Source organism: Cryobacterium sp. CAN_C2 (assembly GCF_015751745.1).
GTDB lineage: Bacteria > Actinomycetota > Actinomycetes > Actinomycetales > Microbacteriaceae > Cryobacterium.
In genome coordinates this window covers 142,453-166,316 of sequence record NZ_JADOUX010000004.1, presented here as the reverse complement: position 1 = coordinate 166,316, position 23,864 = coordinate 142,453, and the positions used below count along the sequence as shown (strand labels likewise).

Genomic DNA, 23,864 nt, shown 5'->3' with positions numbered 1-23,864 from the left:
GTCACTGACACAGGGCCTGTTCTCCAACCATCACCCCCTTATTGTGGGTCTGGCCAGACTCCCCGCCCACAGATAGAGTTATGCGTTACTTATTACTGAGCCTGTTCGAGAGGATTGCTGGCAAGCCTCACCGAGATGCTCATCCTGCACGGCCTTCTGCCGATCGAGGAGCTTGACCCCCTCATGGCCGGCGATCCCGCTGACGAGAGCGCCGTGCGTGCGCTCGTCGCCAAGGGCGTCATCACCGAGGTGCAATTCGCCAAGGCTCGGGCCCAGCAGGCCAACCTGCCCTTTGTTGAACTCGTCGACTACCCGGTTGACCGCCTGGCCGTGGCCCTCGTTCCCGTGGCCGTCTGCAAGCGCCACGAAGTGATACCGATCGCGGTCGACAACGGCCGCCATTCGCGACCTCGAGCGTTCGGACCATGACCGGGCGATCGTCGATGGCATCCTGCGCCTGGCCGACTCCCTCAACCTCGACGTCGTCGCAGAGGGCATCGAAACGACCGGTCAGCGTGACCTACTGAGCGAGATGGGCTGTCGCTACGGCCAGGGCTATCTCTTCTCGAAGCCAGCCCAGAGCGCGGTCCCCCGCGTTACCCTCACGCACCGACACGCCGCTGGTCGAGCCTTGACGAGGCGTCCTCTCGAGGTTCCTGTTGGCCCGGTTCAGTGGCCACGTTCAGTGGGACCGACCCGGTCGGGTCTCATCTGCGCAACTCGAACGAACTGCCAGTAGAGTTTGGTGGGGGGATCAAATGGGTCACCCGTGTGGGAGACAGTGGGACCGATGACGATCAACATCAACGTGGTGCGCGGGGAGACAGCCGAGGAAGAAAAGCTTAATATTCACGCCGTCTACGAGAAGTTGGCATCCGAGTACGACGATCGCATTCCGGGATCGGGTCCATCGGACGACAACTTCACTGCGGCAGAACGTGACTTTCTTCTCAGTAAAGTGACTCCAGGTCAGGACGTCTTGGATATTGGCTGTGGCACCGGCCGATTTACAGTACCGATGGCCGAGCTGGGTGCAATTGTGTCCGGTCTGGACATGAGCGGTTCGATGCTGCGGGTCGCCGCGTCAAAGCTCAAAGCAAAGGGGCTGTCAGCTGATCTGCGCGAGGGTGACATGGTCTCCATGCCGTTCGATGATGACAGTTTCGACATTGTGACCAGCATGCTGGCGCTGATGCATATTCCCCTTGAGGATCGCCAGCAGGTCTTCCAGGAGGCGAGTCGAGTACTTCGTCCCGGCGGCCGACTTCTCATTTCGGTAAAGAACAGTGTTATTGAGCGCTTCTTTCGCGCTGATCGGTTCGCTGCCGTTGACATCACAGACGTGGACACAAAGAAACTCAAGTTCACGGAGACGAATGATGGGCAAGACCTCGAGGCATCTTGGTACAGCTTCAGCCCGAGCGACATTTCTGCCCTGTGCGCAGCATCGGGGCTCGTGGTGACACAGTTGCGCGGGAACTCACCCGTCTCCGCCTGGCTCGCAGACGAGATCTTGGCCGATCCCGTTGTATCCGCCTTTGTCGGCCGCTTTGAGAGTGCACTTTCAGACGTGCCGCCCTTCAACCACTTGGGGTACCACATCATGGTGGAAGCAGTGAAGCTGCCCTAGCCGACGACTTCCTCGCGCGGGTCCGGATTCCCTCCGGTCCGCGCGAGGCGGCTTAGGGTGAGTAGCCCCTGGGCGTCGACCAATCGCACCGAGTGTGGGGATTCTGACATCGTGGCGATACTACAGGCGTAGTTTCGGAGAAAGTCAATGTCGCTCACCCAAATAGGAAGTGCGGGCTTGTGAAGACCGTCCCACTGGACGCGTTCTGGTGCCGACCCTGAGGCGCCAACCGAGATGTCTCGTGGGGAGACGACAAGTCCGACTCCGGCGGCCTTGAGGGTTGCTTCCTTTCTCGTCCAGAGGCGCATTTGTTCTTGGGGCTGATCCACCATTTCGGTCTGATCGAAATGTGACAGCTCCATGGGATGCACGGCCATCCCCTCGAATGCATCGAGTGGATGCGTGGGTATGGCTTCAATGTCAACGCCGACCTCCACAGACGCGACCGCTACGACGACGACACCCGCTGAATGGGAAACATTGAAGTGGACTTGCGCATTCGGCAGGTTGAGGCGCGGTTTGCCGTGCGGTCTTGGGCAAAAAAGACAGTCGCGTGTGAACTTCAGATCTGCCGGCGTCTGGCCAATCCGATCTGCGAGAACGAGTCTGAGGAGAATACGGCTCGCGGAAAATACATCGGCGTCCTGTGAAAATCGAAAACTGCGCCGCCGGTCGAGTTCATCGGCTGAGAGCGCTCCCAAGAACACTTCGTTGAACCGTGACGACGCCCAGAAAACGTCGCAGAAATCAAGCATGGCCGCGTGTACTCATGCTTCTCATCTCCTCCACGACCGTAATCACGACCGAGTGCGGCAGTTTCATTAACCGCCAATCGGCCTCATTCAGAGCGGTAAAGTCCGGGGCGGTGGAGCCTTGGGTTTTTCGCGTTCGATGGCGAGGCTCAGCGCGTGAATTGTCGGAGTCTCGAACATCAAGCTGAGAGAAAGTGAAGTGTGAAACACTGCATTCACACGCGCCATGAGCTGGACGGCGCTGAGCGAATGCCCGCCTACACAGAAGAAATTGTCCTGCCTGTTGTTAACCCGATGACCCAACACTTCACTCCAGAGTGCGGCAACGGTCGTTTCCAGATCTCCCTCCGGCCGGTTTCCGAGTTTCTTGAGCTCTGCTGCTGTCTCCAGCTCCCTCAGGGCGGCCTCATCCACTTTGCCCGATGACCTGAGCGGGATCTGAACAATTGCAGTCATAGTGGCCGGAACCATGTGGTTGGGCAGATGTGACTCCACAAAATCCTCGACACTCTCCATGGTCGTATCTGGTTCCAGCACGACAAAACCGGAGAGCCCACTTACCCGTCCGTCTACCAAAATCGGAAGGACAACAGCGTTTATCACGCCATCGGCATCACGAATGTTGCTTTCGATCTCTCCTAATTCAATTCGCAGGCCTCGGACCTTGACCTGGCGGTCAGCTCTTCCGAGAAACTCCACTCCATCGTCCGTGAGGCGTCCCAGGTCGCCAGTCCTGTACAGGATCGACCCGGGTTCCTTGGAATATGCGTCCGGAACGAAGCGCTCAGCCGTGAGCGCGGGGGCGTTCAAATATCCGATCGCGAGTTGAGGCCCACCCAGGTAGATCTCCCCTGGGGCCCCATCAGGAACGACTGACCCGTCTGGGTCCAGGATTCGTACGTGGCAGTTTGCTTGCGGGTATCCGACTACTGGTCGAGAGCCGACAATTTCACTCACGAGCGCATCGACTGCGAATTCGGTCGGGCCGTAGAAGTTGTACGCCGTCGGCGCGGCATCGCGGAGAAACGACCAGAGGTCCGGGGACACGCTCTCGCCGCCCACAGCGATAAGCGTGGGACTGTAAGTACCAGGCGCCAAATAGCCCGCCGTCAGCATTTGCTCAAGCTGGGAGGGCGTGCACTCCATGACGTCAATGCGTGAGTCCATGAGGTACTCAACGAGGGCCGGAAGGTCCCGACGAACAGAATCGGGAACCATGTAAACAGTGTGCCCCGAGAGCATCCAGGCAAATGCATCCCACGAGAGGTCGAAGGCGACCGAGGTCGTGTGGGCGATTCGAAGGTTGCGTCCGGCGATTTTTCGAGCCTGCGCGTGATGCCGTTCTTGATGCGACGCCACGAGATTTGCGAACGCGAGATGCGAGACCACAACTCCTTTGGGAGTGCCTGTGGACCCTGACGTGAAAACGATGTACGCCATCTCCCGGAGGTTGGGCCACGTTTGAGATGTGCCCAGTACCGGGTCGCGAGCGAAACTATCGACCGGGATAGCATTGCCCAATCGAGCCCCGAGTGTCGCGGTCGTGCTGTCGACCAGAATGAGGTCGAGGTCGGCCTCCGTCACAATCGTTTGCAGTCTAGCCACCGGCTCAGTCCCGTCGAGCGGAACGATGACGTGGCCGGCTCTCATGACCCCGAGTGCCGCCGCCGCAAACCAATTGCTCCGTGAAAGAAGAACCCCCACTCGCGCGCTTTGGCGTAGTCCTCGTGTCTTTATAGCAACAGCAATCGTCTCCACCTCGGTCAGGAGGCGCTCGAATGTCCAACTTTCGTGTGCATCCACGATGGCCACGCTGTGAGGTTGCTTTCGAGCCATGGTGGCAAAGATCTCCGGAACCGAGGGGAGGTCCTCTGGGGAGCCCCCCTCGACCGCCGACCGGTACTGCACTCTCTCCGGTCTAGCGGATTTCTGGGCCGGAGAACTGTGGGTTGTTCCGACATTATTTGGACGGAGGTCCTGCCACACGACATCGATGTGTTCGAGGCAAGCCTGTTTGGAACCCGAGAAGTTATCGGCACGCCATCCCGGAGCATTTTTGCGCGCTATCGGCCAGATTGACATCTTTCCGAGGTGATTTGTTACAACATTGTACGTGCCGTTTACGTCGCCAAACAAGCGATCCCCCATTGTAGGCTGAGCACCCACCCCGTGATGTAGGTACTTTTCGTGAGCCTATAGTGCAAGTCCTGTGGCCGCAACAGTGCGGTGGTTGGCGAGCCAACGGTCCAGTTCCGTGGCCGGAATCGGTCGGGACATATAGTAACCCTGGGCTTGGTCACAGCCGCTACGTGCCAGAGCGTTGTACACCGCCTCGCTTTCCACTCCCTCTGCGACCATGCGTAGGCCCAGACTGTGCGCCAAGACGATGGTCGAGGCGACCAGCGCGGCGGCTCGGGGGTCGTCGGCCATAGGCATGACGAATGACTTATCGAGCTTGAGTTCGTCTATGGGCAGGTCTCGAAGGTAGGCGAGCGAGCTGTAACCGGTACCAAAGTCATCGACGGATATTTGGATGCCGCTGCCGCGCAGCAAACTTAGGATGACCCGAGCCCGAGGAAAGTCTGCCATCAAGAATTCTTCGGTGATCTCCAGCGTCAGGGCCGTAGGGGGCAGTCCACGGTCGACGAGCATCGCGCTGATCCGCGCAGGCAGGTCCGCGTTGATCAGGGAACTGGCGGAGAAATTGACCGCGACGGTCAGGGGTTGGTTGTGCGCCCGCCAGGCTGCGGCCTGATCCAACGCTTTTCCGAGCACCACGTTCGTCAGGTCGTGCATCAGCCCGGCCTCCTCGGCCAGGGGGAGGAAGGTGTCTGGGTAGAGCAGGCCGCGACCGGGGTGTTTCCAGCGAACGAGAGCCTCCACCGCGTTCACGTCGCCGGTCGCCAGGTCGATCTTAGGCTGGTAGTGCAAAATCAGCTGGTCCGTAACCAGCGCGATGCGCAGTTCTTCCAGGGTGCGAAGTCTCTCCTCGCCGCGACTGTCGTCGGCCCTCGCGTAGACGTGGTGCCCGCTGCGAGCGAACTTCGCCTTGTACATTGCCATGTCCGCTCTACGCAGCAGTAACCCGACATCGCCGCCATGGTCCGGGGCCAGGGCTATTCCGATACTGACGTCGGTCTGCAGCGCGATGCCTTCCAGGGTGACGGGCTCGGCCAGCGCTGCGCGCAGTTTGAGGGCCACGGCCACGGCCTGATCCTGATCGGTGTTGTCCAGGAAGATCGCGAACTCGTCCCCGCCTATCCGGGCCAGCAGGTCGTCGGTGCGCAACTGCTGGGACAGCCGCCGGCCGACCTCGGCCAGCAGCCGGTCTCCGATATCGTGCCCCAGGCTATCGTTAACCTCCTTGAACCGATCCAGGTCGAGCAGCAGCAGCGCACTTCGCCCGGCCTGCCCAGCGGCCAGCAGCCCGGGAACGTCGGAGTAGAGGGCCCGCCGGTTCGGCAAACCGGTCAGGTCGTCGGTCCGCGACTGGCGATGCAGGTCCGACATGCGCACCAGCTGCCGAAACGCCAGCTGCGCGCGAATCGCCGCCAGGATCAGCACCAACCCGGCCAGGATCAGAGCGAGCATCGACACACGTACCTGAGTTCCCAAGACCAGTACCCCCAGACCCGCCACCGTTGACACGCCCGACACGGCGAACGCCGTCACGCGCAGGCCAGCTGGTTTCACGGCGGTGTCAGCACGCACCGAGCGGTCGATCCACACCGCGACCAGGGTGAGCCCGATTGACCATCCCGCGTCCAACGGCGTCCCAATGGCGTAGAGGCCACTGGTGACCCGCTGGGCATAAATGACATCGGCGGCGGCAAAGATCACCAGTCCAATGGCGAGCACGGCCCCGAAACGGCCGACCATCAGACTCTGCGAGGCAGCGATTCCGAAGATCGCCGCTACCAACAGCAGGTCAAACAGGGGGTAGGCGACCGCGACCGCGGTCGCCAGCGACGGTGGCCCGGTGGAATCGAGAGCTAGAACCGGGCCGAGCAAGACCGCCAATACGGCGGCCGCGCCAAGCGATCCCACGGCACCCTCCAACACCATCGACCAGGAACGATCCCATACCTGAAATCGACCCAGCACAAACAATGTGCCCAACATGAGCGGATAAAATCCGAGGTATCCGATATCGGCGGGCGATGGAAACGGCAACGCCAGCGATCCTGCCAGGGTTAGAACGTAGTAGGTATTCCCGAGCGCGTAGGACGTCATGGCAAGCGCGGCAAGGAGTACATGAATGTGCCGGAATCTGGTTCGATACACCGCCATCCAACACACGGCGGCAGGAATTAGCTGCGTGAGGGTTCCGAACCACCCGTCCACGATCGGATTGAATTCGCCCTTGTGCAGTGCCAGACCGAGCAGGTAGCCGCCCAACGGCAGACCCATGACCCATAAGGGCCAGGCAGCGAAATTCCGCCGCAATTTAGAGGAATCTCCACGTCGAACCCGGCGATTATTTGACCGCATACAACCCCCCGATTAGCCACTGTGTCAGCGTAACCCACACGGGGCAAGTACCGGGGAAAGCCCCCGATTGTGGGGGTGGTCGGGTCGGGCCACGCGACGGCGCCTAACGTTACTATAGAGAATCGAAGCCAGTTTATCGCTAGGGGAGGATTGCGTGGCAAGCCTCACCGAGATGCTCATCCTGCACGGCCTTCTGCCGATCGAGGAGCTCGACCACCTCATGGCCGGCGATCCCGCTGACGAGAGCGCCGTTCGTGCGCTCGTCGCCAAGGGCGTCATCACCGAGGTGCAATTCGCCAAGGCCAGGGCCCAGCAGGCCAACCTGCCCTTCGTTGAACTCGTCGACTACCCGGTTGACCGCCTGGCCGTGGCCCTCGTTCCCGTGGCGGTCTGCAAGCGCCACGAAGTGATCCCGATCGCGGTTGACAACGGCCGCCTCATCCTGGCCATGGTCGATCCCGGCAACGTCTTCGCCGTCGACGACGTGCGCGAAGCATCACGGATGCGGGTCACGCAGGTTGTCGCCGAACGCTCCGACCTGCTCGCCGCCATCACCCGCTACCACCGCGCGGACGACGAGCTCAGCGACCTCACCTCCACGCTCGAAGAAGAGAACGCGGCCACCGAGAGTTCCTCCTTCGGCGTCTCGGACTCGATCGACGACGACGCCCCGATCGTGCGGTTCGTGAACCTGCTGGTGAGTCAGGCCATCCAGGACCTGGCCTCCGACATTCACATCGAACCCGGAGAGCACAGCCTGCGGGTGCGCTATCGCATCGATGGTGTGCTGCACGAGATGCAGACCGCACCCAAGAGCATCCAGAACGGCGTGATCTCGCGGCTCAAGATCATGAGCGACATCGACATCGCCGAGCGGCGCAAACCGCAGGACGGCCGCATGACCGTGCGCCACGCCGGCCGCCAGATCGACCTGCGCGTGGCGACCCTGCCCACAGTGTGGGGCGAGAAGGTCGTCATGCGAATCCTCGACAACTCGAACACGACCCTCGACGTGCGTGCGCTGGCCCTGCTCGATTACAACTTCGAGGCCTACAAGACGTCCTACTCCAAGCCCTACGGCATGATCTTGATCACGGGGCCGACCGGCTCGGGCAAGTCGACCACCCTTTACACGACCCTCGGCGCGGTCGCCCGCCCCGAGATCAACGTGATCACGGTCGAAGACCCGGTGGAGTACCGCATGGCGGGCATCAACCAGGTGCAGGTGAACGTCAAGGCCGGCCTCACCTTCGCGAGTGCGTTGCGTTCCATCCTGCGAAGCGACCCGGATGTCGTGCTGCTGGGTGAGATCCGTGACCACGAGACCGCGCAGATCGCCATCGAGGCCTCGCTGACCGGCCACCTCGTGCTCTCCACCCTGCACACCAACGACGCGCCCAGCGCCATCACCCGGCTGACCGAGATGGGCATCGAGCCGTTCCTGGTTGGTTCCGCCCTGGACTGTGTGGTCGCCCAGCGGCTGGCGCGGCGTCTCTGTGACAAGTGCAAGAAGCCTTCCGAACTGACAGCGGACTACCTGACCCGGTTGCGCTTCGCGTTCGACCCGGAACGGCCGCTGCCCACGATTTACGAGCCGGCCGGATGCACGCACTGTTCGAAGACCGGCTACCGCGGCCGCATCGCTGTGCACGAGGTGATGACGGTGACCGAGGAGATCGAGCGCCTCGCCGTCGCCCGCTCATCCAGCGCTGAAATCGGCCGGGTTGCGCGCGACCAAGGCATGATCACCCTCCGCGAAGACGGCTGGGCCAAGGCTCAAATGGGTTTGACATCGATCGAAGAAATCTTGCGAGTTGTCGCATAGTGCAAAAGGGGATATCTGCATGAGCCAGCCTATTTACGAAATTCCGGTAACGCCATCGGGGAGCTCTGGTCGCAGCTGGAGCCTCGGCGAGGAGGATCGCCGCATCGCCGAGCCGGAAGACCTGGTGGGCGCTGCCGCCACCACCGTGGAGCCGGAAACCCCCGTTGCGTTTGCACAGGTCGTGGCGCCGCTTACGGAGGAGGCTGCCGTTGTTGCGGCTGACGCCGAGACCGGACCGGTCGAGACAGCCGGACGTCGCTCCCGCACCAGAAGCGCCGACAACGAGGTGTCCGACCTTGACCTACTGAACGCCCTGGCCGAGGTGCTCGACCTGGGCGCCTCCGACCTGCACATCACGGTCGGCGCGCCACCCAGCATCCGTGTCGACGGTGGCCTGCGACCGATTGATGGCTCGTCGGTCTGGATGGGTGACAAGGTCACGTCGGCGCTTTTCAGCATTCTGTCGCAGAAGCAGCGAGCTCAGTTCGAGGAAGAGCTCGAACTCGACTTCGCCTACACTGCGGGCGGCGCGCGCTTTCGCGTCAACTACTACTACCAGCGCAACTCTATCGGTGGAGCGTTCCGTCTGATCCCGCGCGAGATCAAGCCGCTGAAAGACCTCGGTATCCCCGAGACCGTCGGCCAGTTTGCGAAGCTCCCCCGCGGACTCGTGCTGGTGACCGGGCCCACTGGTTCCGGCAAGTCCACCACTCTGGCCGCCCTGATCGACCTGGTCAACCGCACCCGTGCCGACCACATCGTGACCGTCGAAGACCCGATCGAGTTTCTGCACAAGCACCAGAAATCGCTGGTCAACCAGCGCGAGGTCGGTCACGACACGAAGAGCTTCGCGGCCGCGCTGAAGCACGTGCTGCGGCAGGACCCCGACGTGATCCTGATCGGCGAGCTCCGCGACCTGGAGACAATCTCGGTTGCCCTGACCGCTGCCGAGACCGGTCACCTCGTCTTCGCCACCCTGCACACGCAGTCGGCGGCCCAGACCATTGACCGGGTGATCGACGTGTTCCCGCCGCACCAGCAGGGGCAGGTGCGGGCTCAACTGGCCGCCACCCTGCAGGGCGTGGTCTGCCAGACCCTCGTGAAGAAGGTGGGTGGCGGCCGTGTCGTCGCCACTGAGGTCCTGGTGACGACCTCGGCGGTTGCGAACCTGATTCGCGAGGGCAAGACCTACCAGGTGGCGTCGGCGATGCAGGCCGGCAAGGCCTTGGGCATGCACACAATGGATCAGCACCTCGCCGAGCTTGTGGACGCAGGTCTGATCGCTCGCGCGTCGGCGGAGGAGAAGGCCCAAGACCTCGAGGGGCTGAACCAGTTGATCCGTCGCGTGGACCATGTCGAGGCATCCGTGAGCGGCATGAACGGCATCGATTTCGGCGACTCCTACTCCCCGCGGGGGCAGTAGATGGCAACCAGCCTCGCCTTCGCCTACAAGGGTCGCAATCCCGCCGGCAAGGTCGTCAAGGGGCGTCTGGATGCCGCTTCCGAGAACGCGGCCATGACACGCGTGCGCACGATGGGTCTGACGCCGATTTCCGTTACCGAGGTGGCGGTCGGCACCGGGCTCAGCACCGAGATCAAGATTCCCGGGTTCAGCAAAGGCATCACGCTGAAGGATCTGGCCATCATGAGCCGGCAGATGGCGACCATGACCTCGGCGGGGCTGTCGCTGCTGCGCACGCTGAACATTCTTTCGGAGCAGACCGAGAACAAGGAACTCGCCAAAATCCTCACATCTATCCGAAACGACGTCGAGACCGGCATCTCCTTGTCTGAGGCGATGGACAAACATGCCACCGTGTTCCCGCCGATCATGATCAACCTGGTCAAGGCGGGGGAGACCGGCGGGTTTCTCGAGAGCTCGCTGAACTCGGTCGCCGGCAACTTCGAGTCGGAGACCAAGCTCCGGGATACGATCAAGTCGGCGATGGCCTACCCCACGATTGTGCTGATCATGGCGGTGCTCGCGGTCATCGGCATGCTGACCTTCATCGTGCCGGTCTTCGAGAAGATGTTTGCGGGCTTTGGCGGCCAGCTACCCGCGCCCACGATGGTGCTCGTGGTGCTCTCGAAGGCGATGGCGTGGCTCCTACCGGTGCTCATCGTCGGCGGAGTCGCGTTCACCATCTGGTGGAAGAAGAACAAGAACACCGAGCGCGTGCGCAAGGTCGTCGATCCGCTCAAGCTCAAACTGCCCGTATTCGGCCCGCTCATGACCAAGCTGGCCATCGCCCGGTTCAGCCGCAACTTCTCCACGATGATCGGCGCTGGCGTACCCATCCTGCAATCGCTCAACATCGTTGGTGAGACCTCGGGCAACTGGGTCGTTGAGTCGGCGTTGCGCAAGGTGCAGGAATCGGTGCGCCAGGGCAAGTCGATCGCGGGGCCGCTGGCACTGGAGCCGGTGTTCCCGGCAATGGTCGTGCAAATGATTGCAGTCGGCGAGGATGCCGGCGCCCTACAGACGATGCTCGGCAAGATCGCGGACTTCTACGACCAGGAAGTACAGGCGACCGCCGACCAGCTCACAGCCCTCATCGAGCCGCTGATGATCGCCTTCATCGGCGTGGTGGTCGGCGGTATGATCGTCGCTCTCTACATGCCCATGTTCAGCATCTTCCAATACATCAAGTAAACCCCACAACTGGGGGCGTGATTGCGCAATACCCATTTGTATTTCGGGGTATTGCCCCGAGCAGTGCCGCAATATACTCGGACTGGGCAGCGCAGCAGCCTTCCCAGCACCCCTTCAGAAAAGGACAATCACATGATCCACAGCATCACGGGTGCACTTGCCCGCAAGCGTTCTTCCCTCACCGAGAAGGAAAAGGGCTTCACACTGATCGAGCTCCTGGTGGTGGTCATCATCATCGGAATCCTCGCCGCTGTTGCCATCCCGATCTTCCTCGGCCAGCAGGACCAGGCCAAGGATGCCGGCGTCAAGTCCGACCTCGCCAACGCCAAGGTCGCCTATGTCAGCCAGCTCGTGGATGCCCCGGGTGCGATCCCGGACCTCGTTGCTCTCCAGGGGAAGGGCTTCGTTCAAACCTACCCGGCCGTGACTCCCACGATCACTGCTGCATCCGCTACCGCAGCGAGCACGTTCTGCATCGCGATGACGAGCCCGAGCTCAGGCACGCCCTCCTTCGCGATCACCAACAGGGACGGAGTCAAAAAAGGCTCGTGCACTACCACTGGTCTCTTCACTACTCCGTAAGGACTAGCTCAAGGATGGGGGCGTCGTCTTCGGGCGGCGCCCCCGTCCCGTATCACCACATGACGATTCGGAAGGGGTGGAAGAGTGGAAACACGGTACGAATCTGCAGCCCTGCCGAGGGAATCAGGTTTTGGGATGATCGAAATCGTCATCTCGATGTTCCTGCTCGCACTGCTCGCCATCGCCTTCCTGCCGCTGCTGGTCCAGGGAGTGAAGCAATCCTCCGTGAACTCGAGCCTGGCGGCCGCGACTCAGCTCGTGAACAACGAAATGGAGCTCGCCCGCTCGCGCACGACGTGCAGCAGCCTCACTGCCACAACCTTCTCAGTGCTCGATCCCCGCGGGATCACCCTGCAGGTTGCCCGGACGGTCGGCGGGTCCTGTCCAGCGGCAACGGTGCCACCGGCAGCGCCGGCTTATCCGATCACGGTACCCGTGACCGTGACGGTCACCCGCAGCGATACCGGTGCGGTCCTGTCCTCGGCCAGCACCTTGGTTTTCGTGGCGGTGAGCTGACATGGGCGCGCGCGCCGAAGAAACTTCCGAGACCGGTTTCACGCTGATCGAGCTGATCGTCTACAGCGCACTCCTCCTGCTGGTCCTGAGCGTTGTCGGAGGCCTGTTCGTCAGCGGCCTCAAAACCGCGACGGCGGTGCGCACCATGACGAACGCGTCCTCCGCCGGTCAGATCGTCGCGGACTCCGTCGAGACGAACATTCGCAATGCGTCCGACTTCCAGCTCACGATCCCCAGCGGCACTGACCAACTCCTGGTGGCCCGAACGGCGCAGCGAGGCACCACGCTCACCTGGAGCTGTATTGCGTGGTACTACTCTGCGGCCGGTACGGGGGCCATCCGATTCCATCAATCGAATGCGGCGATCCTTCCACCGACCGCGAGCGAACTCTCCACCTGGGTGCTCCTGAACGAGGGAGTCAAACCGGCCAGCGGCACGACCATCTTCACTTCGGCCGGCCAACGGCTGACCATGACCTTCAAGGGCCTCGCGGGAGATCATCCGCCGGTTATCATCACGAGTTCGGCGACCAGCCGAGCGGGATCGTCGGGGAGTCTGGCATGTTTTTGAAACAACCCGTGCACTGCTGCTACCAGGGCGAACGGGGCTCCGCCCTCGCTGCCGTTCTGGGCATAATGGCGGTCGGCCTCATCTTCACCTCGCTCATCGCGACCTCAATCGTCGGCGCCTACGGATTCAGTTCCTCAACGCGGGCGGGAGTGCAGTCTCAAGCCTCGGCGGATGCCGGCATCGCCGCCGTGCAAACCGGTCTGTTCACTTCGGGTAATTGTGCCGTGCAGCCGACTCCCGGAAGGTACATCCGGACTTCGGCCCCGGCCTACACCGCGACGGTCGAGTACGACGCCGGACTCGGCTGGGTGGCTGGCTGCCCCAGCACGACCGCAACCCGCATCCGCATCGTTTCTACTGGAACGGCCCAAGCTGCCGGGGTCAATGGAGCATCGTCTGGCAACATCAGCAAAGTCGAAGCGGTTTTCGCTTGGGACACGCCCGGGGTTGATCCCAGCGGTGTCGGAATGTACCTGTACGGCGGGGGCATCGTCGAAGCCAACTCCAGCCTCGACCTTACTGAAGCCAACGGCGCTGGCTTGATGATCAAGCAAGGGAACCTGGACTGCTCCAAGAACAATGCCGTCATCAACGGCAGCATCCTCGTGACCGGTGCCCTGACCTTCACCGGCAGCTGCCGGGTCAACGGGAACGCCTGGGTATCGGGCGCAGCCACCCTCGGTTCAGGTTCGATACGAGACAACCTGGTGGCCGCGAGCGTAAGCCCCAACCCGCCGGGGAGCAAGGTAGGTGGCACGTACACGCAAGGCGGGGTATTGCCGGTCATCCCGCCGTGGACCGAGGTAAAGTACACCCCGACCGATTGGGTGGATGCTAGCGGCGTGGCCTACGAGGTAAGGGCGGTCACGACAGTAGCGGACTGCAAGCTGCCCAACGGGAACCTGGGGGGTGCCGTCGCGGGCAAACCCGTGATCATCAACGCTCTGGGTTGCGCTGGGGGGCCCACCGTGACTAATAACACCACCGTCAAACTGACGAGCGATGTTGTGATCTTCGCCCAGAAGTTTGATTTCGCCGCGGCTAACAGCCTGACGTTCGCGTCGGCGACGACTGCCGCGCACCACCTGTATTTCGTCACCCCCGATTACATCGCGAGTGCAGTGCCAAACTGCCAAAGGTCTTTGACCCCCATCAACCAAGGAGATTTCGCGGTCAACAACAACTTCGTCATTGCAGATCCCATCGACGCGATGTTGTACACGCCCTGCGCGTTCGACGGCCGCAACGGGTTCACGTGGCGTGGCCAGATATATGCCGGTGAGTACAGTTCGGTCAAGAACAACCCGACCTTCACGTTCGTGCCGGTCGGTGTCGCCGGGGTGAGTTTTGATACCGGCGGCACAACTCTGGTCGTCATCCGGCCGCAGCCTGGTTCCTCGGTTTCCAGGCGAGATCTGGCCGGTTGATAGCGATGCCGGCAATTCTCATCGGGAGCTTTGGACTACTCATCGGTTCCTTTCTCAACGTGCTGATCTTCCGTGTACCCGCGGGGCGGTCGATCGTGTCGCCCCCGAGTACTTGCGGCCGATGCGGGCGGCGCATCCGCGCCTGGGACAACATCCCGGTGTTGTCGTGGTTGCTCTTGCGCGGACGGTGCCGCGACTGCCAGGTGAGGATCTCGGTTCGGTATCCGCTTGTTGAACTGGGTACGGCGATGTTCTTTGGTGTGGTCGCCTGGTGGGTGCTCGCGGCATGGGTCGCGACAGGCTCGACCACCGGGGTGGGTCCGACTGCCGCAGTGGCGGTGATGCTGGTGGCGTTTCTATACCTGGCCGCCGTGAGCGTCACGCTCGCGATGATCGATCTGGACACGCACACTCTCCCGAATCGCATTGTTCTTCCGGCCTACCCGGTCGCCGCCATTCTGTTGACGGCGGCGGCGCTCCTGACACGGGATCCGGGCCGGCTTCTGACGTCGCTCATCGGGGCTGGCGCGCTTTTTGCCTTTTATCTCCTGCTTGCGGTGGCGTACCCGGCAGGCATGGGGCTCGGTGACGTGAAGCTCTCCGGGGTGCTCGGCCTCTACCTGGGATGGCTCGGATGGGCACCCCTCGTCGTGGGCGCCTTCTCGGCGTTCCTGCTGGGCGGACTCTTCGCGCTCGCACTTCTGATCACTCGCAGAGCGACTCGCAAGAGCGGGATTCCTTTCGGGCCGTGGATGTTGGCCGGTGCATGGCTCGGCATCTTCTATGGTGAGCAGATAGCCATTGGCTATCTGTCGCTTGTCGGATTGGCATGATGGTACGGCCTGTGAAGGAGAAGCAATGACGACAAACGTCGTAGGAATCGATATCGGCACCGCCGGCCTGCGCGCCGTCGAGGTGAGCGATGCCGACAAGGCTCGTCCGACGCTCGTGCGCTATCACGAAGTTCGACTTCTCGACGGCGCCGTGAACCGGGGCGAGGTGGTTGAGCCCAACACGGTTGCGGCCGCGCTCAGGAGCCTGTGGTCCGTGGGAGGTTTCAAAAGCAAAAACGTCGTCCTCGGGATGGGTAACCACCGGGTTCTGGCACGAGATCTGACCGTTCCGAAGCTGTCTATAGCGCGCATCCGTGAATCCCTGCCGTTCCAGGTCCAGGACATGTTGTCGGTTCCAGTCGCGGACGCGCTCCTCGATTTCTACCCGATCTCCGAGAGCGAGGGACAGACCGGCCCCGAGATCAACGGCCTGTTGATCGCCGCGGTCAAAGACGCAGTGCTGAGCAACGTCAAAGCTGTGCAGCTGGCGGGGTTGACTCCGGTCGAGGTGGACCTCATCCCCTTCGCGCTGAGCCGGGTCATCAACCGAGGCGCGAAAGCAGATGGCGCAGTGGTGCAGATCGACGTTGGCGTCGCCACCACCACTGTCGCAGTGACGCTTGCGGGGGTCCCGCAGTTCCTACGTCTCATCCCGGCGGGCGGCGGGGATCTCACCCAGGCGCTCGTCCTGCGCCTGGGGATCACTGCCGATGATGCGGACGCGCTGAAACGTTCGTTGGGTCTGGGGGTTTCGACGGACCCGGAGTCCCAGGCCGCGGCGACCGTTATTTCGGAGGTCACAAATGAGCTGCTCAACAGCCTCCGGAATACCGTGAACTACTTCACGAACACCAGACCAAGTATTCTAGTGACCCGGATAGTGCTGACCGGCGGTGGCGCCCAGTTGGGCGGTTTCGCCGCAGCACTCGGCGAACTCACCAGGCTTCCGGTTTTCGCGGCGAACCTGTCCGCGGCGGTCACGCTTGGGCGCGGTGTTGACGCCGACGCCCTGGAGCAAACTCGAGGTGTATTCTCCGTTGCGCTGGGACTCGCATTGGGGAGTAGGGCATGAGCCGCTCATCCGTCGCCGAGGGTCTGGTTCTGGGGGCCGAACCGCGCGTCGATCTGTTGCCGCCCGAGGTCAAAGCCCGGAAGAAGACAAAAGCAACGAGGCAGCGCCTGATCGGCATCCTCGTCGGCGCTCTGGTGCTCGTCGCAGGTGGGATGGTCGCGGCCTCGTGGCAGGCGGAGCAGAGCCAAGCGCAGCTCGCTGCCGCTCAGGGTCGCGCCGCAGAGCTCCTTGCGAACCAGTCTAAGTTTTCTGAGGTGAACCAAGTGCAGGATGCGGTCGATACAACGATCGCGGCACGCCAGTTCGGGGCGGCCACCGAGGTTGATTGGAAGGCCTATCTCTCCTCGGTCCGAGCCGTGCTTCCTGCGGATGTGAGCATCGACACGGTGACAGTCGACTCCGCATCACCGCTAATCGGTTTCGGTCAGGCGACTGCCCCGCTCCAGGCCACGCGGGTAGCCACTCTCACTCTGGGACTGACCAGCCCGAGTCTGCCGTCGGTGCCACAGTGGCTCGAGGCGCTGGAGGGCTTGCCGGGCTTTGCGGACGCCAACCCAGGGTCGATAGTCCGGGCCGAAACGGGCGCTTACAAGGTGGACCTCACCCTGCACGTCAATGACGGTGCGTATTCGAATCGTTTCGCCGGCACAGAGGGAAAGTAGTTATGGACAGGAACAGACTTTGGGTTCTCGGCGCGCTTGTGCTGATCGGCGCGACGGCCGTTCTCGGTTGGGTGCTGGGCATCTCGCCGATGCTCAATGCAGCGAAGGCGGCAACAGCGGAGCGTGCGATCGTCGAAACCCAAAACGTCGCTTATGAGGCTCAAGTTGCCGCGCTGAAGAAACAATTCGACAGCATCGGAGATCTGAAGAGCGATCTGGCCGCGTTGCAGCTTGCAGTTCCGAGTGCGGCGGATATCCCCGCATTTGTGACCCAGCTCGATGCGATCAGCCAACAACACCAAGTGACGCTCACCGGCATCACGGTGAACGATGCCCAACCGTATGTGCCCGCGGTGGTTGCTGCCCCGGTTGTCACGGCCGCAGTCCCCGCGGAGGGGAGCACGCCTGTTCCAACCGCGGCACCGGTCGTGCCGACGGCAGCGGAAACCGCGGCAGCTCTCGCCCCGACGCCGAGCCCTCTCATCACGGCTGCAAACTTCGTCTCCGTTCCCATCTCGCTCACGGTTGACGGCAATTATGGGAATGTGCTCGATTTCCTTGAGGGGCTTCAAAAAGGCACCCGCCTAGTCATGGTCACAACGTTTTCCACGACGGGCGCAGTCGTTTCAACTGCTCCCGCCAACGCCGATGCAGGCAGCAGCGCCGCAGAAGTGACACCTGCTTCGTCCGACGCAGTCACCGCGACCATATCCGCCCTCATCTATGTACTGCTTCACGCCGACACCAACGCTGTCGGGGCGACGCCAGCGGCTTAGGCGCAACGCGCCGGGGAATCCGGGCATCGGGCCGACGCATTGCTAGAGTTGGCAGTCAGTCACGGCGAAGGCCACGAGGAGTTCAACATGAGCGACAACACGCCAATCGACGGCAAGAAGAATTCTGAAACGGATGCTTCCACAGTGCCCGATCTGACCAACACAGGGCAGGGTTCCACCGAACAGACCGGTGCCCCCGAACACGCTGCACCGGAGTCTGCCACGGCGAAGACGGCGCCGGAACCCGCGCGGGAGCCCCTCGTCATTGACTATGACGCCATCAACGAGAACCTGAGCGCCGCCGAGCGTTCAGACCGGGCCGAGGGCACCGAACCGGCCACGACCACCGGCTCGCACGCGGCCCTGCCGTCTGAGCGGCTCGCCGAACCGGCACCGGTGTATGCACCCGAGCCGAACCTCGCCGACGACTACGCAGCGACCGATGGCGACTCGCGCAATGTCGGCCAGAGCCCTGCGGTTGCAACTGCCGCTGAGGCCGATACTGCCGCGGTGGCGCCGGTTCCGATCACCCCGGTCGGCCACGCCCCATCGGACACCGCACCGGCCCAGCAGCAGCCGCCCATATACGTGCAGGCGCCCACCAAGCCGAAAAACCGCAGCAACCGGGGCGGCGGCATTCTGATCGCCCTGCTCGCCACGGCGGTCTTCGCGGCGCTCTACGCCGTCGCGGCGTTCATCATCATCGGTGTGACGAGTACGACCGTCGCCGTGACCATGAGCGGGTTCACCGCCTTCGCTGCGCTGCCGGTGTTCTACATTCCCATTATCTTCTTCTTCCTCGCCTACAGCGCGCTGATCGCCCTGGTCAATCGGGGCGGCTGGTGGGCCTACGTGCTCTTTGGATTCCTCGTCGCCGCCGTGGTCTATTTCTCCTACATCGGCGGGGCGTTGCTCGGCCTCGTGATAGACGGCCGAGCCGACGGACTCAGCCCGGACGAACTCAGCCGCATCGTGGGCAGCCTATTGCTGAACCCCGGTGCCATTACCGCCGCGCTCATCGCCCGCGAGGTGCCGATCTGGGCCGGAGCCTGGATCGCCCGCCGCGGACGTCGCGTTACAGCCAAGAACCTCGAGGCGCGCACCGAGTACGAGCGTCAGCTCGCCGGCGGCCCGCACGTCACGCGCCCATAACGCGCGGTTCGCGCTGACGAGGCCCCGATTGCCGCACGGCGGCCGGGGCCTCTCGTTGCGCCAACGGGCCTACGCTGGAGCCATGCGGGAATACCGAAAGTACGCGATCACCATAGCGGCCTTTTCGGTCGCGCTCTATGTGGCCTTCATCGTGGCGGCGTTCGGGGTGCTCAGCCTGCTGCTCAATCGCGACGTCATCAACGAAACGGATGCCGGCGCCCTCCTCGGCCCCATCATGGTCACCACCGCGGTGCTCGCGTTGGTCTGGGTCATTCTGAGTGCAGTCCTGCGCTCGCCCGAACGCCTCACGCAGGTTCCGCCTTTGCCGATCTTCATCGCCGGCGTCGCCGCCTACCTCGGCTATTGCCTATCCGGGGGAGTCGTGTACAGCCTCGGCGCCGGCGAACTCTTTCGCTCGGTCATTTTCATCGGAGGCGAAATGACGAGCCCGTTCGCGATCGCCGTGGCTGTCAGTGGCTGGCTCATCGCCTTTTTGTTTTTCGTGGTGCTCCTGGCCAAACCCGCGGGTTCCGGTGCGCCCGAGTGGCCATGGGAGAAGAACGACGATAACTAGCCCAGGGCGAATGCAACACTGGCATCTCGCGCGCGACGCCGGACGAGTACCCTTATGCAGTATGGATAGGTCCATCGAGTCGCGCGTCAACCACGAGGTTGAGAACTGGCTGCGTTGGATCACCCGCTGGCGCCCCGCCACGCACCGCGGGCGAGCCCGCCTCTGCCGACAGTGCTTTGGCTCACCGATGATCGCCGCCGCCGGACTCGCCGTCGACGTGCCCCACGTCGTGCAGCATGCCCTGTCGATGCGCATGAAGATTGTGATCGACGCATCCGTTGACGAATACACCGAGCGCAACCTGCCGCTGCTCGCGCACGAGCTGAACCTGAGCGAGCGCCGCGAGTCCGCCCAGGCCTACCGACCTGCGGAGGGGCTCGACCCGGAGTTTCGCGGTCTCGACCTCGACCCGCAACCGGCAGCGGATGCCCCCTATCTCTTCACTTTCAGCGAGCTCGCCGACCAGCAGCCTTCCGAACTCGCGCAACCCCAGACCGCCGCTCCCGAGCACGAGCACGACGCCCCGGCACCCTCCGATCCGCTCCCGCCGCTCAGCTCGGCAGAGAAGACGGCGCTCACCGCCGAGTTACGCCTCGCCGACGAGTTTGCGACCCAGGTCGGCCGCCGAGTCTGCGCTCAACTCGCCCAGCAGCGGACCCGCCTGCTATCTGCGATCGCCCAGTTCGTCGAGCCCCAGGTGCAGGCCCTGCTCGCCGACCTCGAAAGCACCCTCGACTCCCCGCTCTGGCCGCGAAATCCCTAGCCGAGCCGCTACATCCGCTCTCATACGGACCGAGCCCAGAACGTGAAGCGGAACGTAAGATCGTGCGCGAAACGGCACGGACAGCCCGGCAAAACGGCGGGCACGACGTGGGGCGTGACCCATTTGACCATGCAGGCTCCACCGGGCTAGAATTATGGGGTGTGCGCTTTGTCGCACGCCTGAATTATGCCCTCCGTCAACTGAGCCTTCGGGCTTCGAACAGAGGTAGCACCAGGCAGCGGCTTTCACACGACCCCGGGTTTGTTCTCCGAGCAGCCCCCACGGCATACCCACCCAAACCCATGCGAGTAATTGCGTGAGCGCGGCGGGTCCAGATGAACTCGGTCGAAAGATCGAATGCTAACCATCACAAAGCTGTCACCGTGCAGCAATAACAAGGAGTAATTAGTGCCCACCATTCAGCAGTTGGTCAGGAAGGGCCGTAGCCCCAAGGTCACCAAGACCAAGGCTCCCGCCCTAAAGTCCAACCCGCAGCAGCGCGGCGTTTGCACCCGCGTGTACACGACCACGCCGAAGAAGCCGAACTCGGCTCTGCGCAAGGTCGCTCGCGTCAAGCTTTCCAACGGCACCGAGGTCACCGCCTACATTCCCGGCGAGGGCCACAACCTGCAGGAGCACTCGATGGTGCTCGTGCGCGGAGGCCGCGTCAAGGACCTCCCCGGTGTGCGTTACAAAATCATTCGCGGCGCACTGGACACCCAGGCCGTCAAGAACCGCAAGCAGGCACGTAGCCGCTACGGCGCAAAGATGGAGAAGAAGTAATGCCCCGTAAAGGACCCGCTCCCAAGCGCCCTGTCATTGCCGACCCGGTTTACGGTGCACCCATCGTCAGCCAGCTCGTCAACAAGATTCTTCTCGATGGCAAAAAGGGCCTCGCCGAGCGCATTGTTTACGATGCCCTCGCCGGTGTTTCCGCCAAGAACGAGCTGGATGCCGTTGTCACGCTGAAGAAGGCCCTCGACAACGTGCGCCCGACCCTCGAGGTGCGTTCGCGCCGCGTCGGTGGTTCGACGTACCAGGTTCCGGTTGAGGTCAAGCCGCACCGCGCCAACACCCTGGCCCTGCGCTGGTTGACCAGCTACGCCAAGGCGCGTCGCGAGAAGACCATGACTGAGCGCCTCACCAACGAGATCCTCGACGCGAGCAACGGCCTCGGTGCCGCTGTCAAGCGTCGTGAAGACACTCACAAGATGGCTGAAGCGAACAAGGCCTTCGCTCACTACCGCTGGTAGTTAGATCCATCGAGCATTCCTGATCAGCAGGTCAGGCGCGTACCGGCTTTCGTTGGCACGCGCCTGCCCCACAGCCGAAAAGCGGATGTTTACGGCCCTGTTCCGCATTCCCACCCCTACCCTTCCGGAGGACCCCCGTGGCACTTGACGTGCTCACCGACCTGAGTAAGGTCCGCAACATCGGCATCATGGCTCACATTGATGCTGGCAAGACCACCACGACTGAGCGCATCCTGTTCTACACGGGTGTCAACCACAAGATCGGCGAGACCCACGACGGCGCCTCGACGATGGACTGGATGGCGCAGGAGCAGGAACGTGGCATCACGATCACCTCCGCTGCGACGACCTGTTTCTGGGGCAACAACCAGATCAACATCATCGACACCCCCGGACACGTGGACTTCACCGTGGAGGTGGAGCGTTCGCTCCGCGTCCTCGACGGTGCCGTTGCCGTGTTCGACGGCAAGGAGGGCGTTGAGCCCCAGTCCGAAACCGTGTGGCGTCAGGCCGACAAGTACGACGTGCCCCGCATTTGCTTCGTCAACAAGATGGACAAGCTCGGCGCCGACTTCTACTTCACGGTCGACACCATCATCAAGCGCCTCGGCGCCAAGCCGCTGGTCATCCAGCTGCCGATCGGTGCAGAGTCTGAGTTCGAGGGTGTTGTTGACCTCGTTCAGATGCGCGCACTTACCTGGCGTGGCGACTCCAAGGGTGACGTGGAGATGGGTTCGAAGTACGCCATCGAAGAGATCCCCGCTGACCTCGTCGAGAAGGCTGCCGAGTACCGCAAGCTTCTGCTCGAGACCGTCGCCGAAACCGACGACGACCTCATGGAGCGTTACTTCGCCGGCGAAGAGCTGACGATTGCCGAGATCAAGGGCGCCATCCGCAAGCTCACCATCAACAGTGAGATCTACCCGGTTCTGTGCGGCTCTGCGTTCAAGAACCGCGGCGTTCAGCCGATGCTCGACGCTGTCATCGATTACCTTCCGACGCCGCTGGACGTGCCTGCCATTGAGGCACACGACCCGCGCGACGAAGAAAAGGTCATCATGCGTCACCCCGACGCCGAGGAGCCGTTCACGGCTCTCGCGTTCAAGGTTGCGGTGCACCCGTTCTTCGGTCGCCTCACCTACGTGCGCGTGTACTCGGGCCGTCTCGATTCCGGAGCCCAGGTCATCAACTCGACCAAGGGCAAGAAGGAGCGCATCGGCAAGATCTTCCAGATGCACGCCAACAAGGAGAACCCGGTGGCCTTCGTGACCGCCGGTCACATCTACGCGGTCATCGGCCTCAAGGACACCACCACGGGCGACACGCTGTCCGACCCGAGCAACCAGGTCGTACTGGAGTCCATGACGTTCCCTGACCCGGTCATCGAGGTCGCTATCGAGCCGAAGACCAAGCAGGACCAGGAAAAGCTGGGCCTTGCTATTCAGAAGCTCGCTGAAGAAGACCCCACCTTCCGTACCGAACAGAACCAGGAGACTGGCCAGACGGTAATCAAGGGAATGGGTGAACTCCACCTGGACATCCTCGTCGACCGCATGAAGCGTGAATTCAACGTTGAGGCGAACGTCGGCAAGCCCCAGGTGGCGTACCGCGAGACGATTCGTAAGTCCGTCGAGCGTCACGACTACACACACAAGAAGCAGACCGGTGGATCCGGCCAGTTCGCGAAGATTCAGATCGCGATCGAGCCGATGGAGATCACTCCTGAAAAGTCGTACGAGTTTCTCAACAAGGTCACTGGTGGCCGTATCCCGCGTGAATACATCCCCTCGGTGGATGCTGGAATTCAGGATGCGCTCCGCGTCGGCATCCTGGCCGGCTACCCGATGGTGGGCGTTCGAGCCAGCCTGCTTGACGGCGCTGCGCACGACGTTGACTCCTCGGAGATGGCCTTCAAGATTGCCGGCTCGATGGGCTTCAAAGAAGCCGTTCGTAAGGCGAACCCCGTTCTGCTCGAACCGCTGATGGCGGTCGAAGTTCGTACCCCTGAGGAATACATGGGTGACGTAATCGGAGACCTCAACTCGCGTCGTGGGCAGATCCAGACCATGGAGGATGCGCAGGGCGTGAAGGTAATTCGCGCCCACGTTCCACTGTCGGAGATGTTCGGATACATCGGTGACCTGCGGTCGAAGACCTCGGGCCGTGCGGTGTACTCGATGACGTTCGAGAGCTATGCGGAGGTCCCGAAGGCAGTCGCCGACGAGATCATCAACAAAAACAAGGGCGAATAGCCCCTAAGGTGGCCTTCGGGCCAAATCGCTTCGGCCACCTGGCCCGAGTAACATAAGTAGACACATCCAGCGCATACCGG

23 protein-coding genes are annotated in these 23,864 nt (G+C 62.4%); 20 read left to right on the top strand and 3 right to left on the bottom strand.

The window, feature by feature from the left end; translation table 11 throughout:
- Positions 1–135: 135 nt before the first annotated feature.
- From IWX77_RS05330 to IWX77_RS05320, 3 genes are read left to right on the top strand one after another with little or no spacing between them, the layout of a single operon-like run.
- The gene (locus IWX77_RS05330) at positions 136–429 is read left to right on the top strand and encodes a hypothetical protein (RefSeq protein ID WP_196843471.1); all 294 of its coding nucleotides are present in this window, start codon (positions 136–138) and stop codon (positions 427–429) included.
- Positions 401–739 carry an EAL domain-containing protein gene (locus IWX77_RS05325; protein WP_196843550.1) on the top strand — a complete coding sequence of 113 codons (339 nt, stop codon included), beginning with the start codon at positions 401–403 and terminating at the stop codon, positions 737–739. The genes IWX77_RS05330 and IWX77_RS05325 overlap by 29 nt, the downstream gene beginning before the upstream one ends.
- Positions 740–790: 51 nt before the next feature.
- Positions 791–1,630 carry a class I SAM-dependent methyltransferase gene (locus IWX77_RS05320; protein ID WP_196843470.1) on the top strand — a complete coding sequence of 280 codons (840 nt, stop codon included), beginning with the start codon at positions 791–793 and terminating at the stop codon, positions 1,628–1,630.
- Here the strand turns inward: IWX77_RS05320 and IWX77_RS05315 are convergent.
- The 3 genes from IWX77_RS05315 to IWX77_RS05305 form a co-directional block, all read right to left on the bottom strand.
- Complete coding sequence (locus tag IWX77_RS05315) at positions 1,627–2,385, bottom strand: 4'-phosphopantetheinyl transferase family protein (protein WP_196843469.1); 759 nt, start codon at positions 2,383–2,385, stop codon at positions 1,627–1,629. The genes IWX77_RS05320 and IWX77_RS05315 overlap by 4 nt on opposite strands.
- Positions 2,386–2,472: 87 nt before the next feature.
- Positions 2,473–4,518 carry an amino acid adenylation domain-containing protein gene (locus IWX77_RS05310; protein WP_196843468.1) on the bottom strand — a complete coding sequence of 682 codons (2,046 nt, stop codon included), beginning with the start codon at positions 4,516–4,518 and terminating at the stop codon, positions 2,473–2,475.
- A gap of 57 nt (positions 4,519–4,575) precedes the next feature.
- Complete coding sequence (locus IWX77_RS05305; protein WP_196843467.1) at positions 4,576–6,792, bottom strand: putative bifunctional diguanylate cyclase/phosphodiesterase; 2,217 nt, start codon at positions 6,790–6,792, stop codon at positions 4,576–4,578.
- Positions 6,793–7,027: 235 nt separating this feature from the next.
- Between IWX77_RS05305 and IWX77_RS05300 the strand changes: the two genes are divergently transcribed.
- From IWX77_RS05300 to fusA, 17 genes are all read left to right on the top strand, one after another.
- Complete coding sequence (locus tag IWX77_RS05300) at positions 7,028–8,698, top strand: GspE/PulE family protein (protein WP_196843466.1); 1,671 nt, start codon at positions 7,028–7,030, stop codon at positions 8,696–8,698.
- Between the two features lie 19 nt (positions 8,699–8,717).
- Positions 8,718–10,121 carry a type IV pilus twitching motility protein PilT gene (locus IWX77_RS05295; RefSeq protein WP_196843465.1) on the top strand — a complete coding sequence of 468 codons (1,404 nt, stop codon included), beginning with the start codon at positions 8,718–8,720 and terminating at the stop codon, positions 10,119–10,121.
- Entirely contained in the window at positions 10,122–11,351 is a 1,230-nt protein-coding gene (locus IWX77_RS05290) for a type II secretion system F family protein (protein WP_196843464.1), read from the top strand.
- Between the two features lie 132 nt (positions 11,352–11,483).
- Complete coding sequence (locus IWX77_RS05285) at positions 11,484–11,933, top strand: type IV pilin protein (protein WP_196843463.1); 450 nt, start codon at positions 11,484–11,486, stop codon at positions 11,931–11,933.
- Between the two features lie 135 nt (positions 11,934–12,068).
- The gene (locus tag IWX77_RS05280) at positions 12,069–12,449 is read left to right on the top strand and encodes a hypothetical protein (protein WP_196843462.1); all 381 of its coding nucleotides are present in this window, start codon (positions 12,069–12,071) and stop codon (positions 12,447–12,449) included.
- 1 nt (position 12,450) lies between these two features.
- A complete protein-coding gene (locus tag IWX77_RS05275) occupies positions 12,451–13,020 on the top strand; it encodes a hypothetical protein (protein ID WP_196843461.1) in 570 nt (189 codons plus the stop codon).
- Entirely contained in the window at positions 13,011–14,447 is a 1,437-nt protein-coding gene (locus IWX77_RS05270) for a hypothetical protein (protein WP_196843460.1), read from the top strand. Before IWX77_RS05275 ends, IWX77_RS05270 begins: the two co-directional genes overlap by 10 nt.
- A gap of 5 nt (positions 14,448–14,452) precedes the next feature.
- On the top strand, positions 14,453–15,280 hold the full coding sequence (locus IWX77_RS05265) for a prepilin peptidase (protein ID WP_196843459.1): 828 nt from the start codon (positions 14,453–14,455) through the stop codon (positions 15,278–15,280).
- Positions 15,264–16,352, top strand: a complete 1,089-nt coding sequence (gene pilM / locus IWX77_RS05260; protein ID WP_334353649.1) for a type IV pilus assembly protein PilM — start codon at positions 15,264–15,266, stop codon at positions 16,350–16,352. Before IWX77_RS05265 ends, pilM begins: the two co-directional genes overlap by 17 nt.
- Entirely contained in the window at positions 16,349–17,014 is a 666-nt protein-coding gene (locus tag IWX77_RS05255) for a hypothetical protein (protein ID WP_196843458.1), read from the top strand. Before pilM ends, IWX77_RS05255 begins: the two co-directional genes overlap by 4 nt.
- 2 nt (positions 17,015–17,016) lie before the next feature.
- The gene (locus IWX77_RS05250; RefSeq protein ID WP_196843457.1) at positions 17,017–17,790 is read left to right on the top strand and encodes a hypothetical protein; all 774 of its coding nucleotides are present in this window, start codon (positions 17,017–17,019) and stop codon (positions 17,788–17,790) included.
- Positions 17,791–17,877: 87 nt separating this feature from the next.
- On the top strand, positions 17,878–18,942 hold the full coding sequence (locus IWX77_RS05245) for a hypothetical protein (protein ID WP_196843456.1): 1,065 nt from the start codon (positions 17,878–17,880) through the stop codon (positions 18,940–18,942).
- A gap of 82 nt (positions 18,943–19,024) precedes the next feature.
- The gene (locus IWX77_RS05240) at positions 19,025–19,516 is read left to right on the top strand and encodes a DUF6121 family protein (RefSeq protein WP_196843455.1); all 492 of its coding nucleotides are present in this window, start codon (positions 19,025–19,027) and stop codon (positions 19,514–19,516) included.
- 61 nt (positions 19,517–19,577) lie between these two features.
- Complete coding sequence (locus tag IWX77_RS05235; RefSeq protein WP_196843454.1) at positions 19,578–20,279, top strand: spermidine/putrescine ABC transporter substrate-binding protein; 702 nt, start codon at positions 19,578–19,580, stop codon at positions 20,277–20,279.
- 408 nt (positions 20,280–20,687) lie between these two features.
- Positions 20,688–21,062, top strand: a complete 375-nt coding sequence (gene rpsL / locus IWX77_RS05230; protein WP_035834602.1) for a 30S ribosomal protein S12 — start codon at positions 20,688–20,690, stop codon at positions 21,060–21,062.
- Positions 21,062–21,532, top strand: coding sequence for a 30S ribosomal protein S7 (rpsG, locus tag IWX77_RS05225; RefSeq protein ID WP_092107221.1), 471 nt, complete (start codon positions 21,062–21,064; stop codon positions 21,530–21,532). Before rpsL ends, rpsG begins: the two co-directional genes overlap by 1 nt.
- A 137-nt stretch (positions 21,533–21,669) precedes the next feature.
- Positions 21,670–23,784: an elongation factor G gene (gene fusA, locus IWX77_RS05220; RefSeq protein WP_196843453.1), complete on the top strand. Its 2,115-nt coding sequence runs from the start codon at positions 21,670–21,672 to the stop codon at positions 23,782–23,784.
- Positions 23,785–23,864: the final 80 nt, after the last annotated feature.

Coding starts and splice junctions, on each gene's coding strand:
- IWX77_RS05330 (WP_196843471.1), top strand. CDS start 136: ATGCTCATCCTGCACGGCCTTCTGCCGATCGAGGAGCTTGACCCCCTC.
- IWX77_RS05320 (WP_196843470.1), top strand. CDS start 791: ATGACGATCAACATCAACGTGGTGCGCGGGGAGACAGCCGAGGAAGAA.
- IWX77_RS05315 (WP_196843469.1), bottom strand. CDS start 2,385: ATGCTTGATTTCTGCGACGTTTTCTGGGCGTCGTCACGGTTCAACGAA.
- IWX77_RS05305 (WP_196843467.1), bottom strand. CDS start 6,792: ATGGGTCTGCCGTTGGGCGGCTACCTGCTCGGTCTGGCACTGCACAAG.
- IWX77_RS05295 (WP_196843465.1), top strand. CDS start 8,718: ATGAGCCAGCCTATTTACGAAATTCCGGTAACGCCATCGGGGAGCTCT.
- IWX77_RS05290 (WP_196843464.1), top strand. CDS start 10,122: ATGGCAACCAGCCTCGCCTTCGCCTACAAGGGTCGCAATCCCGCCGGC.
- IWX77_RS05285 (WP_196843463.1), top strand. CDS start 11,484: ATGATCCACAGCATCACGGGTGCACTTGCCCGCAAGCGTTCTTCCCTC.
- IWX77_RS05280 (WP_196843462.1), top strand. CDS start 12,069: ATGATCGAAATCGTCATCTCGATGTTCCTGCTCGCACTGCTCGCCATC.
- IWX77_RS05275 (WP_196843461.1), top strand. CDS start 12,451: ATGGGCGCGCGCGCCGAAGAAACTTCCGAGACCGGTTTCACGCTGATC.
- IWX77_RS05270 (WP_196843460.1), top strand. CDS start 13,011: ATGTTTTTGAAACAACCCGTGCACTGCTGCTACCAGGGCGAACGGGGC.
- IWX77_RS05265 (WP_196843459.1), top strand. CDS start 14,453: ATGCCGGCAATTCTCATCGGGAGCTTTGGACTACTCATCGGTTCCTTT.
- IWX77_RS05255 (WP_196843458.1), top strand. CDS start 16,349: ATGAGCCGCTCATCCGTCGCCGAGGGTCTGGTTCTGGGGGCCGAACCG.
- IWX77_RS05250 (WP_196843457.1), top strand. CDS start 17,017: ATGGACAGGAACAGACTTTGGGTTCTCGGCGCGCTTGTGCTGATCGGC.
- IWX77_RS05245 (WP_196843456.1), top strand. CDS start 17,878: ATGAGCGACAACACGCCAATCGACGGCAAGAAGAATTCTGAAACGGAT.
- IWX77_RS05240 (WP_196843455.1), top strand. CDS start 19,025: ATGCGGGAATACCGAAAGTACGCGATCACCATAGCGGCCTTTTCGGTC.
- IWX77_RS05235 (WP_196843454.1), top strand. CDS start 19,578: ATGGATAGGTCCATCGAGTCGCGCGTCAACCACGAGGTTGAGAACTGG.
- rpsG (WP_092107221.1), top strand. CDS start 21,062: ATGCCCCGTAAAGGACCCGCTCCCAAGCGCCCTGTCATTGCCGACCCG.